16 protein-coding genes are annotated in these 15,145 nt (G+C 59.7%); 4 read left to right on the top strand and 12 right to left on the bottom strand.

Annotated features, from left to right (window positions below):
• The first annotated feature begins 32 nt into the window (after positions 1 to 32).
• Positions 33 to 614: an SCO family protein gene (locus K4O48_RS11785; protein ID WP_222912079.1), complete on the top strand. Its 582-nt coding sequence runs from the start codon at positions 33 to 35 to the stop codon at positions 612 to 614.
• Positions 615 to 665: 51 nt separating this feature from the next.
• Here the strand turns inward: K4O48_RS11785 and K4O48_RS11790 are convergent, their stop codons facing one another.
• The 8 genes from K4O48_RS11790 to pdxB form a co-directional block, all read right to left on the bottom strand.
• Entirely contained in the window at positions 666 to 1,370 is a 705-nt protein-coding gene (locus K4O48_RS11790) for a transporter substrate-binding domain-containing protein (protein ID WP_222908433.1), read from the bottom strand.
• Positions 1,371 to 1,383: 13 nt separating this feature from the next.
• Positions 1,384 to 2,157, bottom strand: coding sequence for an ABC transporter permease (locus tag K4O48_RS11795; protein WP_222908435.1), 774 nt, complete (start codon positions 2,155 to 2,157; stop codon positions 1,384 to 1,386).
• Positions 2,157 to 2,900, bottom strand: a complete 744-nt coding sequence (locus tag K4O48_RS11800) for an ABC transporter ATP-binding protein (RefSeq protein ID WP_222908438.1) — start codon at positions 2,898 to 2,900, stop codon at positions 2,157 to 2,159. The genes K4O48_RS11795 and K4O48_RS11800 overlap by 1 nt, the downstream gene beginning before the upstream one ends.
• A gap of 97 nt (positions 2,901 to 2,997) precedes the next feature.
• Entirely contained in the window at positions 2,998 to 3,987 is a 990-nt protein-coding gene (locus K4O48_RS11805; RefSeq protein ID WP_222908440.1) for an ABC transporter substrate-binding protein, read from the bottom strand.
• A 190-nt stretch (positions 3,988 to 4,177) separates the two neighbouring features.
• Positions 4,178 to 4,777: a recombination mediator RecR gene (gene recR / locus K4O48_RS11810; RefSeq protein WP_222908442.1), complete on the bottom strand. Its 600-nt coding sequence runs from the start codon at positions 4,775 to 4,777 to the stop codon at positions 4,178 to 4,180.
• Between the two features lie 144 nt (positions 4,778 to 4,921).
• Entirely contained in the window at positions 4,922 to 5,248 is a 327-nt protein-coding gene (locus tag K4O48_RS11815) for a YbaB/EbfC family nucleoid-associated protein (protein ID WP_025241324.1), read from the bottom strand.
• 15 nt (positions 5,249 to 5,263) lie between these two features.
• Entirely contained in the window at positions 5,264 to 7,327 is a 2,064-nt protein-coding gene (dnaX, locus tag K4O48_RS11820; protein WP_222908443.1) for a DNA polymerase III subunit gamma/tau, read from the bottom strand.
• Between the two features lie 114 nt (positions 7,328 to 7,441).
• A complete protein-coding gene (gene pdxB, locus K4O48_RS11825; protein WP_222908444.1) occupies positions 7,442 to 8,587 on the bottom strand; it encodes a 4-phosphoerythronate dehydrogenase PdxB in 1,146 nt (381 codons plus the stop codon).
• A 122-nt stretch (positions 8,588 to 8,709) separates the two neighbouring features.
• Between pdxB and K4O48_RS11830 the strand changes: the two genes are divergently transcribed.
• Positions 8,710 to 10,098, top strand: coding sequence for an MATE family efflux transporter (locus K4O48_RS11830; protein WP_222908446.1), 1,389 nt, complete (start codon positions 8,710 to 8,712; stop codon positions 10,096 to 10,098).
• A 19-nt stretch (positions 10,099 to 10,117) separates the two neighbouring features.
• On the opposite strand, the gene K4O48_RS11835 is transcribed toward K4O48_RS11830, so the two are convergent.
• Complete coding sequence (locus K4O48_RS11835) at positions 10,118 to 10,873, bottom strand: sulfite exporter TauE/SafE family protein (RefSeq protein ID WP_222908448.1); 756 nt, start codon at positions 10,871 to 10,873, stop codon at positions 10,118 to 10,120.
• Between the two features lie 104 nt (positions 10,874 to 10,977).
• Between K4O48_RS11835 and K4O48_RS11840 the strand changes: the two genes are divergently transcribed.
• On the top strand, positions 10,978 to 11,934 hold the full coding sequence (locus K4O48_RS11840; RefSeq protein WP_222908450.1) for a LysR family transcriptional regulator: 957 nt from the start codon (positions 10,978 to 10,980) through the stop codon (positions 11,932 to 11,934).
• Positions 11,935 to 11,944: 10 nt separating this feature from the next.
• Here the strand turns inward: K4O48_RS11840 and K4O48_RS11845 are convergent, their stop codons facing one another.
• Positions 11,945 to 12,286: a ribonuclease E inhibitor RraB gene (locus tag K4O48_RS11845; protein WP_222908452.1), complete on the bottom strand. Its 342-nt coding sequence runs from the start codon at positions 12,284 to 12,286 to the stop codon at positions 11,945 to 11,947.
• 381 nt (positions 12,287 to 12,667) lie between these two features.
• Positions 12,668 to 13,528: a polyamine aminopropyltransferase gene (gene speE / locus K4O48_RS11850; RefSeq protein ID WP_222908454.1), complete on the bottom strand. Its 861-nt coding sequence runs from the start codon at positions 13,526 to 13,528 to the stop codon at positions 12,668 to 12,670.
• 165 nt (positions 13,529 to 13,693) lie between these two features.
• Between speE and K4O48_RS11855 the strand changes: the two genes are divergently transcribed.
• Positions 13,694 to 14,638: a DNA-3-methyladenine glycosylase family protein gene (locus K4O48_RS11855; protein ID WP_260523615.1), complete on the top strand. Its 945-nt coding sequence runs from the start codon at positions 13,694 to 13,696 to the stop codon at positions 14,636 to 14,638.
• Here K4O48_RS11855 and K4O48_RS20495 read toward each other — a convergent pair.
• On the bottom strand, positions 14,595 to 15,125 hold the full coding sequence (locus K4O48_RS20495) for a histidine phosphatase family protein (RefSeq protein WP_260523616.1): 531 nt from the start codon (positions 15,123 to 15,125) through the stop codon (positions 14,595 to 14,597). The two genes, K4O48_RS11855 and K4O48_RS20495, sit on opposite strands and share 44 nt — an antisense overlap.
• Positions 15,126 to 15,145 lie beyond the last annotated feature (20 nt).

Raw genomic sequence — 15,145 nt, forward strand, 5'->3', positions numbered from 1 at the left:
GCACGTGGCGGGAAACTCGCTACGCAGCAGCGCTGGTGTTACTGACGTGCTGGTCATCTTCGTTCGCCATCGACCGCAACGCCCTGCTTGACGAGGCGAACCTGCTACTGCTGCCACGCGAGCGGCAGCTGCCAAGCTTGACGCTAGTGGACGAACGGGGACGCAGTGTCACGACCGATTCGCTGCGTGGCCGCTGGCATCTGCTGTTTTTCGGCTTTACCGCTTGCCCCGACGTCTGCCCTACCACGTTAAGCGATATGCGCCGGCTGTTCAGCCAACTGCCACCTGCGGTCCGCGAGCAGCTACAGCTGGTGTTAGTCTCCGCCGACCCAGCGAGGGATACGCCCGATGCACTGCGCACCTATCTGGGATACTACCGGGCGAATTTCAAAGGCCTGACCGGCGAAATGGCGCAACTGCAAAAACTGTCCAAAGCAATCGGCCTCCCCTTCATCCCTGAGCCTGAGCCTGAGCCTGCGGGCAACTACAGTGTCAGCCACAGCGGCAACATCGCGATTGTCGGCCCCGACGGGACCTTGCGTGGACATATCCGCGCACCGTTCAAGCTGGACGGGCTGCGGCAAGCTCTGCCGGCGTTGATCGAAGCCGAGTGACTGCGACAGGCCGGTTCGTAGCTTTGCTAAAAATTGTTCAGCCTCAACGGTTCAATGGCAATCCAAGGTGTCGGCCAACACGTACGCTTGAAAAGCCACTTCATCGATCCAGTGCTGCGTGATTTCGGACAGCATCTTGCTGCCCCGATTGCTAGCCATGACCTCCTGAATTTGTTGTTGCAGTGTCGCGTCTTCAGCTTCGACCCGTAGCTCGACTGCGACATCATTCAATCCTGACAACATTCGATTGAATCGACGCCATTCCGGCAGCTCAGCGATCTGCTCCAACAGCAGACGATTATCGACGACCGCCTCGCACTCGCCGAGCTTCAGCCCGATCAGGGCTTGCGCCACACTTGGATAAACACGTGCGATAGCCCCAAAGCGGGACGTCACCGTAGTGAGGTGAGGGCTCCCCACCGTGACGCAGAACGCTTTACCGGCGAGCTCTGCCCATCCGGCCGGTCCCGTTTCAGCTGCCGTAAGCGCCGCGATTTCGCTGGAATAGTATGCAGGGCCGGATGCGGTCACTCCTATTCGCAGCTCGGATTGTGCGGGTGCGTCGTTTAACACGATATCCCGGCCCAGCTCTTTACCCAGACTCGCCAGCCAGACTGCCTCAAAGCCTTCCGCAAGCAGCTCCTGCTCGGCGGCTTTGAGCGGTCGATAATCGTCAACCGCTACGGCGGATAAAGGTGCTGCGAGCGTGCTCGCCGGCAGCAACAACGCGAGTATCGTTTGCAGCAGATATCGCATCACGGTGCCCTTCTCAGACGTACTGGTAGCGGAGCATCCGTTGCTTGAACTTCTCCAGCACCACCTGATCGATCATGGTTGCGAGAATCGCAATGACCAAGATGTTCATCATGACGCCAATCATGTCGGCGATTTCACCGGAATAGGCCAGTGAGCGTCCCAGCCCCTGCCCAAAACCAATCAGCATCTCCGCCGAGATAAGTGCGCGCCAGGCATTGCCGAAGGCCAGTTGCGCGCCGGTAATCAGTTCCGGCATGACCGCTGGCAAGTAGACTCGCCGCAGCAACTGCCAACGAGAGGCGCCCATCACCCGGGCGGCCGACACATGGACCGGCTGAACGCTTTCGGTCGCGTTCATTACTGAAAGCGCCATGGGGAAGAAGGCAGCCAATGCGACCACTACGATGATGGGTAGATTGCCGAAACCCATCACGATAAGAAACAGAGGCACCCAGGCAATCGACGGAATCGATTGAAGAATGACGATGGCGGAGCGAAGGATTTCGCGGAAGAAGAACAGCACGCCCCCCACCAGACCAAAACCGATACCGAACAGCAGTGCGAAGCTATAGCCGCTACCCAGCCGGCTCATGCTGCCATACAAACCCTCGCGGAACTCCGACTCCTGCACCGTGGCGAACAACCGTTCGAAAACGACCGGAATGCCCGGCATCAGAAACGCTGGAAGGCTCCACGCGGCGATCTGCCAGATCAACAGAATGAATAGAATCGCCAGAACCACAGCGAGGTATTTTTTCGGACCGGTAAGACGACGTCCCTGGCTCATCAGTGGCCTACCTCTGTCTTGATGCCCAACAAACGAAGAATCTCTCTCCGTTCCGCCGCAAATTCTGAAAGATCGTGGCTTTTGTCGCAGTGGGTGAAATTAAACGTCTTTAGCACGCGCGCGGGTCGCGCACTGAACACCAGAACGTGATCGGCCAGGTACAGCGCCTCGTCGACATCGTGGGTCACCAACAGAACGGTCGGTTGATGCTCGTCGATCAGCTCGCGCAACACGTCCTGCAATGCCATCCGTGTCAGTGCATCGAGCGCACCGAAAGGCTCATCAAGCAGCAGCACTTCAGGCTTGGCAATAAATGCGCGAGCCAATGCAGTCCGCTGCCGCATGCCGCCCGATACCTGATGCGGGTAGTAGTGCTCGAAACCATCCAGACTGACCCGGGCGAGCCACGCCTTCGCCTGCTCGAACGCGTCGGATTTGGCGGTCCCTTGTAGTTCCAGCGCCATGGCAACATTCGCTTGCAATGACAGCCAGGGGTACAACGCATGCTCTTGAAAGACCAGCGTACGCCGAGGACTAGGGCCTGGAATTGTTTTGCCATCGGCGAGAACGCGGCCTGCAGTCGGGTTCTCCAGCCCGGCGACAAGATGCAACAGCGTCGACTTGCCACAACCGGACGGCCCAACCAGCGCGACCAACTCTCCTTGAGCAAACTCGCCGCTGAAGCCTTTGATAACTTCAAGCTGACCGAAGTGCTTGTCTACTTCTTCAAACCTGAGCTGCATAACGCGATGAAGACCTCTGTATCTGCCCGTTGTTGGGCTGAATGACACTGCCCGGCGCTAAGGCCGGGCAGTGTATGAAGACGAATTGACGTAAAGATTAGAGCTCGCGCGCCTGCTGCCAGGACAGATCGAGAATCGCGCTGGTATCGAACGGCTTACCGTCGCGAGTCTTAAGCGAACCAAGCTCCTGAAGAATATCTGCCAACTCCTGGATGCGTGCCAGATCATCAGTGCCAAGCTTGGCACTGAACGTCTGAGTAGCGATGGCTTCTTCAATCACGACTTCGCGAGACAGCTCTCCGCGATTAAGCGTCTTCAGGGTCGGCTCGGCAATGAAGTAGTCAGCAATAAGCTTGGCTGCTTCTGCCGGCTGATTCTCCAGCAGTTCGATGGCGTCGCGCTGTGCATCCAGGGACTTCCAAACCTCATCCTTGCGCTTGTCCAAGGTTTCGCCGGAAGTGATCACCACCATGCACGGGAATGGCCAAACCTCACCGATCTCATAGATCTGCTTCACAGGCGCCACAAGCTGGGCGATACGGTCATAGGGCTCGAAGAGAAACGCCGCATCGGTACGGCCCGAGACGAGCGACTGCACAGCAACTGCTGGGCTGGTGCCCATGATGTTGACGTCACTCGGTGATATCCCGGCGTCCTTCAACGTAACGCCTCGAAGAACCGCGTCGGCCGTACTGCCTTCTTTTTGAGAGGCGAGGATTTTCCCTTTTAGATCGGCAATCTTCTCAATGCCGGTTCCTTCCCGGGCGACAATGGAGTGATAGCCTTGCTGGGCGCCACCAACCACCTTTAGGTCTGCACCCTTCGAAGCCCAGGCAACCGCGTTGGTAAAGCCGAGCACACCAGTGTCCAGCTGGCCGCCAATAATCGCTTTGATCAGATCGGTGCCGGAGCTGAACTCAACCAGCTCAACGTCCAAGCCGTGCTTTTTGTAGAACTCACCCTCGTAGGCAACCATGGCCTGCGCGTCGTCCATCACACGGATATAACCGACCTTGAATGTTTCCTGAGCCTGCGCGAAAGCGCTGAACAGCATTAGAGCGGGAACCAGCCAGTGTTTCGCCTTCATCATTGACCTCGAGTTCGTAGGCAGCGCCAAGCCATATAACCAAAGGTAAGCAGGTAATGCTATTCAGTTATAAGCTAATTAGTGCTTAGAACTTTACACGAAGTGTTTGCTGATCGGCACTGCTTTCCAGCCATAAGTCCAAAACTCGCCGTTATAAGGCGCTTTGGATTTTAGCTCTGCTCCTAACCGATCAAAGCGTAATGGTTTTCCGTCCAGCGAAGGCATGAGCGAGCGTACCGCCATCGACCAGATCGAGCTCACCGCCTAGCGGCACGCCATGGGCGATGCGGCTGAGCGTAAGCCCCTTCGGGATCAGGAGCTGAGCGATGTAATGTGCGGTTGCTTCACCTTCGACGGTGGGGTTAGTCGCAAGGATCGCCTCGCTGAAATTGCCTTCAGCCACCCGCACGAGCAGCTCAGGAATGCCGATCGCTTCGGGACCCAGGCCATCGAGCGGAGACAGGTGCCCCTTGAGCACAAAGTAGCGCCCGCGAAAACCCGTCTGCTCAACGGCAAAGACGTCGACAGGGCTTTGCACGATACAGAGCAACGAGTCGTCCCGTCGGGGATCGGCGCACTGCAGGCAAAGCTGATCCTCGGAAAGCGTACGACACTGACGGCAGTAGCCCACCTCTTCCATCGCTCGCGTAAGCGCCTGAGCCAACCGCAACCCACCGCTGCGGTCACGCTCGAGCATCTGCAGCGCCATGCGTTGGGCGGTCTTCTGACCTACACCGGGAAGAATCCGCAGTGCGTCGATAAGTTGGCGAATAAGCGGACTGAAAGACATGAATTCACCGGAGCGAGGCTGGAACGAAACGAATCTATGCGCGAGGGGATGCATTGAAGCTGTACCGCTAGGCCGTTAGTTAAAATCGGCTTCACGGCGTGTACGGGTGCGCCAATTGGGCGCCGATGACGGCGCCCGGAGCATTCAGAATGGCATCTTGAAACCCGGCGGCAACTGCATACCATCAGTCATGCCAGCCATTTTTTCCTTACTGTTCTGCTCGATTTTGCGCACCGCATCATTAACCGCAGCTGCAATCAGGTCCTCGAGGATCTCCTTGTCTTCCTGCATAAGACTGTCGTCGAGGCTTACACGTTTGACATCGTGTCGCCCGTTCATCACGACGCTCACCAAACCGGCACCGGATTGGCCGGTTACCTCAGCGTTGGCCAGCTCCTCCTGCATCTTCTGCATTTTTTCCTGCATCTGCTGCGCCTGCTTCATCAGCCCGGCCATGCCACCTTTCATCATGGGATCTACCTCGGATCAGGGTTCGGAGTGTTCTACGGGTTCGATGGTACCGTCACGAATGACGGCGGCGAATTGCTGCATCAATTGTTGCACGACGGGGTCGGCCTGAATCGACTGTTCAGCGGCTCGCTGCCTCTCACTGCGGCGCCGCGCAGCGGCTTGGGCTGGCGTTTCCTGCTGGGGTGTCTGGAGTTCGATGTCCAGCTGTAACACGCGACCATGGTACTGGTTCAACGCATCGTTCAAGCGCCGATGCTGTGTCGCATTAAATAGCGCGCTCTGTCCTGGGTCGAGGTGCATGAGCCAACGATCGCCTTCTACTGAGATCAGCGTGCAGTTGGCCGCGATGCTGCCGGTCAGACCTCCGAGGCCAAGCTTCAAATAGATATCAAGCCACTCAGCAGCCAGGCCTGTTGCAGGCTCGGCTGCGGGTGCGGGCTCAACGACCTGCGGTCCTGGCACTGGATCATCATCCAGCTCATCCATATAGGCTTCAGCCTGGGTTTCGACCTCGAAATAATCCTCGTCGGTCAGCGGCGGTTCGTCATCGTCCGGCTCGCTCACTGCAACGACTGCCGCATGATGCGCTGCCGCTTCGGCGGGCTCGGACCGGCGCTCCTGCGCCTCGCTCTCCACCGCGACAGGCGGCGTGTCAGGCGGCTCGTTCCAGGGGACGTCGACAACCGGGGGGACAGGCCCTGGCTTTGAAGCAGCCTTTGCATTAACCGGAGCGGCATCCGTGACGGGCTCCGATTGCGGAACAAAAGACGTCTCAGCCGTAACCGGATCTGGCTCTGGTTGTTTCGGGGGCAGCGCGTCAGCGGAGGCCAGCCGCGCCGGCGCCGGCGCGGGCGCGGGCGAAGGTGGAGCGGCGATCGGATCACGAACCGGCCGAGCCGACGTTGCTGGACCGGCCACGTTCGCTGTATCGGAATCAGTCGTGGCCGGACTGACTCCCAAGCTCTTTAATGTCGTTCGCGGCGCGCCTTCACTGTCCGCCGGCCTAAACGCAAGCATACGCAACAACACCATTTCGAAGCCGCTGCGAGGATCAGGCGCTAATGGAAGATCGCGCCGGCCGATCAGGCCCATCTGGTAATAGAACTGCACATCTTCGGCGGGTAACGCCTGCGCCAGCGCCAGCACTCTGTCGCGGTCACCCTGCCCGTTGTCCACTGCATCCGGCAACGCCTGCGCGATAGCGACACGATGCAGCACGTTGAGAATTTCTGCCAACACGCCCCCCCAGTCGGGGCCTTGCTCGGCGAGATGGCGCACCGCTTCGAGCAGCGCCCGGGCATCGCCTTCCAGCAGCGCATGCAGCACGCCATACACCTGCCCGTGATCGAGGGTGCCAAGCATGCTTCGAACATCCGCCGCCAGCACCTGGCCCTCGCCAAAGGCGATGGCCTGATCGGTCAGACTCATGGCATCGCGCATGGAACCATCGGCGGCGCGCCCGAGCAGCCAGAGCGCATCCTCTTCGAAAGGAACCTGCTCGACGCCAAGCACGTGGGTAAGGTGCTCGACTACACGCTCCGGCGGCATGTTTTTCAGCGAAAATTGCAGACAACGGGACAGAATGGTGACCGGCAGCTTCTGCGGATCCGTGGTAGCCAGTAGGAATTTAACGTGGGGTGGCGGCTCCTCAAGCGTTTTGAGCAGCGCGTTGAACGAGTGCGACGAAAGCATGTGCACTTCGTCGATCAGGTAGACCTTGTAGCGACCGCGGCTGGGTGCGTACTGCACGTTGTCCAGAAGCTCGCGCGTATCCTCGACCTTGGTGCGGCTCGCGGCGTCAACTTCGATCAAATCGACGAAACGACCCTCGTCGATCTCTCGACAAACCGAGCATTCACCGCATGGGGAGGAACTGATGCCGGTCTCGCAATTGAGGCACTTGGCGATGATCCGTGCAATGGTGGTTTTGCCAACACCTCGAGTACCCGTGAAGAGATAGGCGTGGTGCAGGCGTTGGCTGTCCAACGCATTGATCAGGGCCTTGAGCACATGCGTCTGCCCGACCATTTCGCGGAACGAGCGCGGACGCCATTTGCGGGCTAGTACCTGATAACTCATAACACCATCGCGGATAAAGCAGAGGACGGGTAATGCTAGCGGAGCAGGCCACAAATTGCATCCGGCCTGTCGTGCTCACTCCGAATGCATCTCAAAGGCGGACCCGCTGACCGATCAGGGTTTAACCACCGCACCCAGTGCTCGCACAAGCTGCTCCAACGAAGGCTGTGCGGCACTGATTGCAATTTCCAGACCCTCTATCTCGCGCCGTGGAGGGTACTGCTTGCGTAGCCGGTCGAAGCCAATTTGGCGCTGGTCCTCATCGTCGGTCAGGCTACGGCGAAACGCGGCATCGTCCCTGCGCGGGTCATAGACGGCTCGGCAAATCGTCGCCAGCATGTCCGCGGGCTTGACCGATGCGTCGAAAGAAAGGCCGCGTAGCGGCGCGATAGGCATCAACTCATTCAGCTCGACCTTAGGCTCCCACCCCTTGCTGGCACAGAACGCCTGATAAATCTGGGCGGTCCCACGCAGCTTGCCGTCCAGACTGTAACCGGCAATATGCGGCGTCGCGATCCAACATAGCGCCGCCAGCTCGATATCAACCTGCGGCTCCCCTTCCCAGACATCAAGCACTGCCTGAATATCGGGCCGTCTGGCCAACTGATCGCGCAGAGCCGCATTGTCGACCACCGCGCCGCGGGCCGCATTGATCAACCAGGTGCCGGGACGCAACTGTTCCAGCCGAGCGTTGTTCAACAGGTGAAATGTCGGGTGGTCGCCCTCCAGAATCAGCGGAGTATGCAGACTGATAACATCGCACTCGGTAAGGATCTCATCCAGCCCGACGAACTCACCAACCTCACGCGCCTGACGCGGCGGATCGCAAACGCGCACGTCACAGCCCAGGCCCCGCAGCACTTCCACTAACCTGCCACCGACCTCCCCGGCACCGACGATACCGTATCGACGCTCGCTTAGTTCAACCCCCTCACCTTCAGCAAGTGCTAGCAAGCTGCCGAGTACGTAGTCGACAACGCCGCGTGCGTTGCATCCTGGCGCACTCGCCCAGTCGATGCCTGCATCCTCGAGATACTCGAGATCCAGGTGATCCGTGCCGATGGTGCAGGTGCCGACGAAGCGTACCGTGCTGCCTTCGAGCAGCTCGCGATCGACACGGGTAACAGAGCGGACCAGCAAGACATCCGTCTGAGCGACCGCCGCTCTGTTAATACTCCGACCGGGCATGCGGCGAATATCGCCATGCTCTGAAAAAAAAGCGTCAACCAGCGGGATGTTTTCGTCGGCAAGAATGCGCATTGGCGGCCTCCGTCATTGATCCGCCCATTCTAGACCGGCGGACGCCGCTCTGCTGCCTTCCCGAGAGTGCCAGGTGCGGCGTAGACTAGGCTGCTTCCTGTATACAATCGGATAGCCCTGCAATGCCCACTGAGTTGAAGCTCAGGCGAGTTCGCGTCGAATTACGCACCCTGTTTGCCCTAGCTCTCCCGATGATGATCGCCCAACTGGCAAACACCGCGATGGGCTTCGTCGACACGCTGATGGCCGGCCGGGTTAGCCCTCATGATCTCGCGGCGGTCGCGTTGGGCAACTCAATCTGGGTTCCCGTATTCCTTCTGGTGACTGGGATCGTTCTGGCAACGACACCCAACGTTGCACAGCGTTTCGGTCGCGAACAGCACGAACAGATCGGCCCGCTGGTACGCCAGGCGCTGTGGGTGGGGCTTGGAATCGGATCGCTGTTCGCGCTGCTGATGTGGAATGCCGAACCGGTGCTGCATTGGATGCAGGTCGAGCCCGTGCTCATCGACCCCACCATGGCTTATTTGCGCGCAGTCGCCTGCGGTTTTCCAGCGGTAGCTCTGTATCAGGTGTTGCGCTGCTTCAGCGACGGCCTTGGCCACACCCGCCCGAGCATGGTGGTAGGCATCCTCGCGCTAACACTGAATATCCCTCTGAACTACATTTTCATCTACGGCAAGCTTGGTTTGCCTGCGATGGGCGGGGTCGGCTGCGGCTGGGCAACCGCTCTGGTCATGGTCTTCATGCTGTTAGCGATGCTGTTCTGGGTACGGCGCGCCGCCTACTACCAACCGAGCCAGCTGTTCGCCCGTTTCGATTGGCCGGAGTGGGCGATGATGAGCCGGCTGTTGTCCGTCGGCGTGCCGATTGGCGTTGCGGTGTTTGCCGAGGCCAGCATCTTTTCGGTCATCGCCCTGCTCATTGGCGGTTTGGGCGCCACTGTCGTAGCAGGGCATCAGATCGCGCTTAACTTTACTTCACTGATCTTCATGATCCCGCTATCGCTCGGTATGGCCATCACTATTCGCATCGGCCAGGCACTGGGTCGCGGGGCGCCGCGCGACGCACGCTTCGCCGCGGGCGTGGGAATTCTATCGAGCCTTGTTTATGCCTGCTTCTCTGCCGGCGCCATGCTGTTATTCAGTGAACAGATCGCCCGTATTTACACAACGGACCCGGCTGTCATCGCAGTCGCGGCCAGCCTGTTTTTCTACGCCGCGCTGTTCCAATTCTCTGACGTCGTACAGGTGACGGCCGCGGGCGCCCTTCGTGGGTACCAAGACACCCGCATGACGATGATCTTCACCCTGTTCGCTTACTGGGGCATCGGCCTGCCGATAGGCTATATGCTGGGCCTGACCGATCGCTTTGGTGAGCCGAGCGGCCCGGCCGGGCTCTGGCAGGGGCTGATTGCCGGTTTGAGCTGTGCGGCGATACTCCTGACCATCCGCCTGGTGCGCAGCGCCCGCCGGGAAATTCGCCGGCAGCCGAAGCCGGTCGCCGCGTAGCTTGCTCGTTACCGACGTCTCAAGCCTCGAGTGCCAGCATGACGGCACTCAGCAACAGGAAGCCGCTGAACAAGACGCGAAGAAGACGCTCCGGCAGCGCATGCGCGAGCTTCACGCCGAGGCTGATACTGAGCAACCCACCGATCGCAAGCGGCAATCCTAGCGCCCAATCAACCTGCTCATGAGCCGCATAGGTGAACAGCGTGACGGCCGTGCTGGGCGCTGCTAGGGACAGGGACAGCCCCTGCGCGACAACCTGGGACGTCCCGAATACGGTGGTAAGTATCGGCGTGGCAAGCACAGCGCCACCAACACCGAATAATCCCCCCAACGCACCCGCACCTGCGCCCAACACGCCAAGCCATGGCCAGGGGTGGCGTAGCTCGGTCCCGCCGGGTTGTAGGCGAAAGAAAACCCGCGATAGCGTGTAGACAGCCAAGGCGACAAGAAAACCGACGAAGGCGATGCGCATCCGCCCGGCATCCAGTGATACCGCGACCGCCGCACCGGCGATGGCGAAACAGAAACTGGCAACACCCAACGCTGCCGCGTGGCGCGGATCGATGCGGTTACGCTGGTGATACCGCCAGATCGCGAGCAGTACGTTGGGCACCACCATCACCAGCGCGGTGCCTTGCGCTAACTGCTGGTCCAGATCGAACAGCACGCCAAGTACCGGAATCGCTATCAGCCCACCGCCAATGCCGAACAGCCCTCCAAGCGTGCCCAGCACCAAGCCCAGCACTAGGTTCAGCCCGAAGCCGACAAGATCCATGATTGCGTCCCGACAAAAAACGCAATGCTACTGAACCGCCTCTAGCGGGTACATGCACAAGCACGCACAATGGCTTTGCGTTTTTAGCAAAGGCAGAGAACCAGATGGATACTACGGGCCTTACGGACCAGTTCAGGCTGTTCCTGGACGTGCTCGACAGCGGCAGCTTTTCTGCCGCGGCACGTCTGCATTCGCTAACGCCCTCTTCCGTTGCGCGACGCATCGACGCCCTGGAACGGTCACTGGATTGTCAGTTGGTCAGCCGCAGCACTCATGTCATCAAGCCCACACCGGCCGGACAGGCGTTCGCTGAGCGCGCAAGGCGCATCGTCCAGGAACTGCACTTGGCCCGGGCCGAGATGGCATCGCTGCAGAGCACACCGGAAGGCCGAATTCGTATCGACGCTCCAGCCCCTTTCGGCCGCCGACACTTGGCCCCGGCGGTGGCGGATTTCCTGCAGGCCTATCCAAGCGTCGACATTCAGTTGCGGTTGATTGATAGCTTTGTCGATCTGCAGGGAGAACATCTGGGGGAAGTCGACCTGGTGCTACGCATCGGTCCGTTGGCCGACACTCGCCTGGTGGCCACTCCGCTGGCACCGATGATTCGCATCGCCTGCGCAAGCCCGAGCTATTTGCAACGACGAGGTACACCCCAGACCGCAGCGGAGCTGCCGGACCATGATGGGCTGGACTGGGATGCACTGGCGCCTTCCCATGCGTGGCGGTTTGAGTATCAGGGGAAACGGCGATTGCTGCGACCTACGCGCCTGCGTATGGTCGCGAATAATGCCGAAGCGCTGCTCTGCGGTGCCTTGGCTGGCTTGGGGATAGCGCATCTCCCGACCTGGCTGATCAGCGAGCACTTGGTGCGCGGCGAGCTACTGCCTTTGTTTTGTGAAGGCGGCCTTCCAGAACCGGAACCTAGCGGAATCTACGCGCTACGCCTGACAAGGGAGGCCGATTCGCGCAGTAGATTGCTGCTGGAATTTCTCAAAACCCGCTTCGGCCCGATCCCACCCTGGGACCAGGCACTGCAAAGCGGACTCGGATTAGGCTAAGTGCAAGCAATCAGACTGAGCAGCCCGAAAGCTCCTGGGTAACACCCCAGCCGTCCACCACACCACCAAGCGGCTCGACCAGGTCCTCCAGATCTTGTTCGAAGTCGCCAATTCCGTCGAAGGTCGCATACATCACTTTACTTACCTGGAGATCCCAAGCGCCGTCGTCACGGGGGGCTATTTGAGCGTTAACGCACTCGCCGCGAAAATTGCTCGCGGCAGCGACTGCACGTTCACGATCGGGGAATACGGCGTAGAACTCTATCGGATGGACACGGGCGAAATCGAAACCGCCTTCTTTCATCCTCAACAGTACGTTGCCGCTTACATCCTCATGGAAGGTGGTACTCATAAAAACAACCTCCTCGCACTCATGGATGAACGATGTCCGGAATGAAAAACCTTTTACGTAGCCTCGCTGGTGAATAGAAATCGAATGTTCTACGTCCAAAGCCTGGATTCCTGGGCAGGAATACATGGCGATAATCAGTAGGCCTTTGCATCGCCAGCAAGTTCGATTCAGCTGCAATTACACGTTGCACCTGGAGCACCTCGCGCGGACTTCTGCTCAGGTTGTCGCGCTCGACACGCCGGGCCGCGACAGCTTGTGCGTGCCATTCGAACATACGGCGAATGCTTCGGCCCTGCAATGGAGGTTTTCAGCGCCGACGTAACAAAGGAGCCCGATCCAACCCGGCGCCACGCAACGAAGGGTCGCGAGGCGCCGAGCGGTTTAATCGTTGCTGGGCTTGCTGATGGCTTGGAGCACGTACTGAGGTAGCGCGAACGCGCCGAGGTGGATGTGCGGATTGTAGTAGCGCGTGACGATTCCGCTCCCGGCGAAGCGCTGACACAACGTCTCCAACGACAGCTTGCGAATGCTCGAGTCGCATGCGCCCCATGCGAAGGTCATGGCGCCGCCAATATAGGTCGGCACTGCGGCCTGATAGAAATGCCAGTCCGGAAACAGCCCAGTCATGCGCTTAGCAGTGGTCTGAGCTTCAGCCAGCTGCATGAAAGGCGTGCCGTTCTGCGTGACCAGGATGCCGCCGTCGTTGAGGCACCGACGGCACGCCTGATAAAAATTCTCCGAGAACAGCACTTCGCCCGGACCGATGGGGTCGGTGGAGTCAGAAATAATCACGTCGAATTTTTCTTCGGTCGTGGCGACGAAGCGCATGCCGTCATCGATAACCAAATTCAGCCGCGGGTCGTCGAACGCCCCTTTCGAGTGCTCCGGCAAAAACGTCTTGCACATTTCGACCACAGTGCCGTCAATCTCGACCATGGTGATGCTTTCGACATCCCGGTGCTTGGCTACTTCGCGCAGCATCCCGCCGTCGCCACCGCCGATGATCAGCACGCGCCGCGCCAGGCCATGAGCCAGAATCGGGACGTGAGTGAGCATCTCGTGATAGATGAACTCATCCGCTTCGGTGGTCTGGATCACGCCATCGAGCGCCATGACGCGCCCCATCCGAGCGTTTTCGAAAATCACTAGGTGTTGATGCTCGGTGCGCACTTCATGCAGCATCTCGTCGATCCTGAAGCGCTGGCCGTATCCCTCGTAGAGAGTTTCCTGATAGTCGCTCATGGGGTGTCTCCGTGATGGATGGCGAAACGGACAGACCTGCAAGTCGCGCGGGCTGGCCATCGGCAAAGTCGCGCATTCTACTTTGGTCTTATGACAGGTGGAACCTTCCGCTTTCAAAGCACGTCCGGTGAAGACAGCCCCATCAACGCGGGCTATCGTCCACCCATGAAATCCATCCGCCTTCATTACGTCGCGCCTTGGAGCTGGACGCAGTTCCACCAGCATTTCGCGCTGCGCCTGCTGCCTGGTGTGGAGACGCTCGATGACGGGCATTACGGGCGTACCCTGCGCATGGGGAACTGCGTCGGCTGGTTCCGCGTGTGTCCGCGTCCGGAACAGGGCTGTCTCGAACTGACCCTGAGCGACTCGCTGCAAGACCATGCGTCAGCGCTGACGCAGCGGGTTCGCAAGATGTTCGATCTGGACACCGATCCTGCCGCCGTGGCTCGGCACTTCTTCGACGATCCCCTGCTGGGGCCGCTGATCGCGGTCAATTCGGGGTTGCGCTTACCGAGCGCTTTTGACCCGTTCGAACAGGCCGTCCGAGCCATTATCGGACAACAGGTCACGGTGAAGGCCGCGGTGACCGTTACACGGCGCCTGGTAGAGCGGCTGGGTGAGCAGGTGCTGCCCTCCCCATCAGATGCGGTTGGCAACGTGCTAAGGCTGTTTCCCAGCCCAGAGGTCATTGCCAGCGCTCGCTTGGAGAATATTGGCATGCCCGGCAAACGCGTCGCGACCCTTCAGCGCTTCGCGGCCGCGGTGACTGACGGAGCGCTTGAGCTTCATGTGAACAACGGGGCCGATGAGCTGGTCAGCCGGCTCTGTGAGCTACCGGGAATCGGGCCTTGGACCGCCGAGTACATCGCCCTGCGGGGTTTCGGCGAGGCGGACGTCTTTCCAGCCGCCGACCTGGGCCTGCTCAAGGCCCCCTTGTGGGGAAGCGGAGGGATTACCGCTAAGGCGCTACATGCACGCGCTGAAACCTGGCGCCCATTGCGCGCTTATGCCGCTGTGCATATTTGGGAGAATTACGGTAGCGCCATTACCGCAACGACACAGCAAGCTAGGGTGGTGAAATCCTCGCCAACACCTGTGGTCGATCCTTAAACGGCAGAGCCAGAATGAGCCCCTCCCCGGATCGAGGGAACACGCCGGTCAACGCGGTGATGTTGACCTGATGGGTGATAAGCACAATCGGAGGCGCCGCCGCTGACAGCCCAGCAAGGAACTCGTGCAGTGTCTCGGTCTTGGGAACGTTTCCCTCTGGTTGCGCAAAAAAGGAATCCAACGCCGCGAAAGGTTCTACGGGTCCCAGTTCCATTTCGTTCGCCGTTTCCAGCGCCCGGCACCAGCGACTGCTGATTACTCTCGGCTTACTGATTCCTTTCTCGCGAAGTAAGGCACCCCAGCGCTGTGCCTGTGCCCGCCCGGCGCTATCCAAGTTGCGCTGAGTGGCGCAGTCATCCAGCACGAACCCCGGCGGATCGCCTAAGCCCGGCGCATTGGCGTGGCGTAGCAACAGAACGGCCCGCCCCTCGCGCAACGCCGTCCATACACCGTCATCCGCAGCACAAAGCCCAAATGCCCATACCATTAACACTAGGGAGAGCGCTG

It is taken from the genome of Pseudomonas sp. DNDY-54 (genome assembly GCF_019880365.1).
In the GTDB taxonomy this organism is placed as follows: domain Bacteria; phylum Pseudomonadota; class Gammaproteobacteria; order Pseudomonadales; family Pseudomonadaceae; genus Stutzerimonas; species Stutzerimonas stutzeri_P.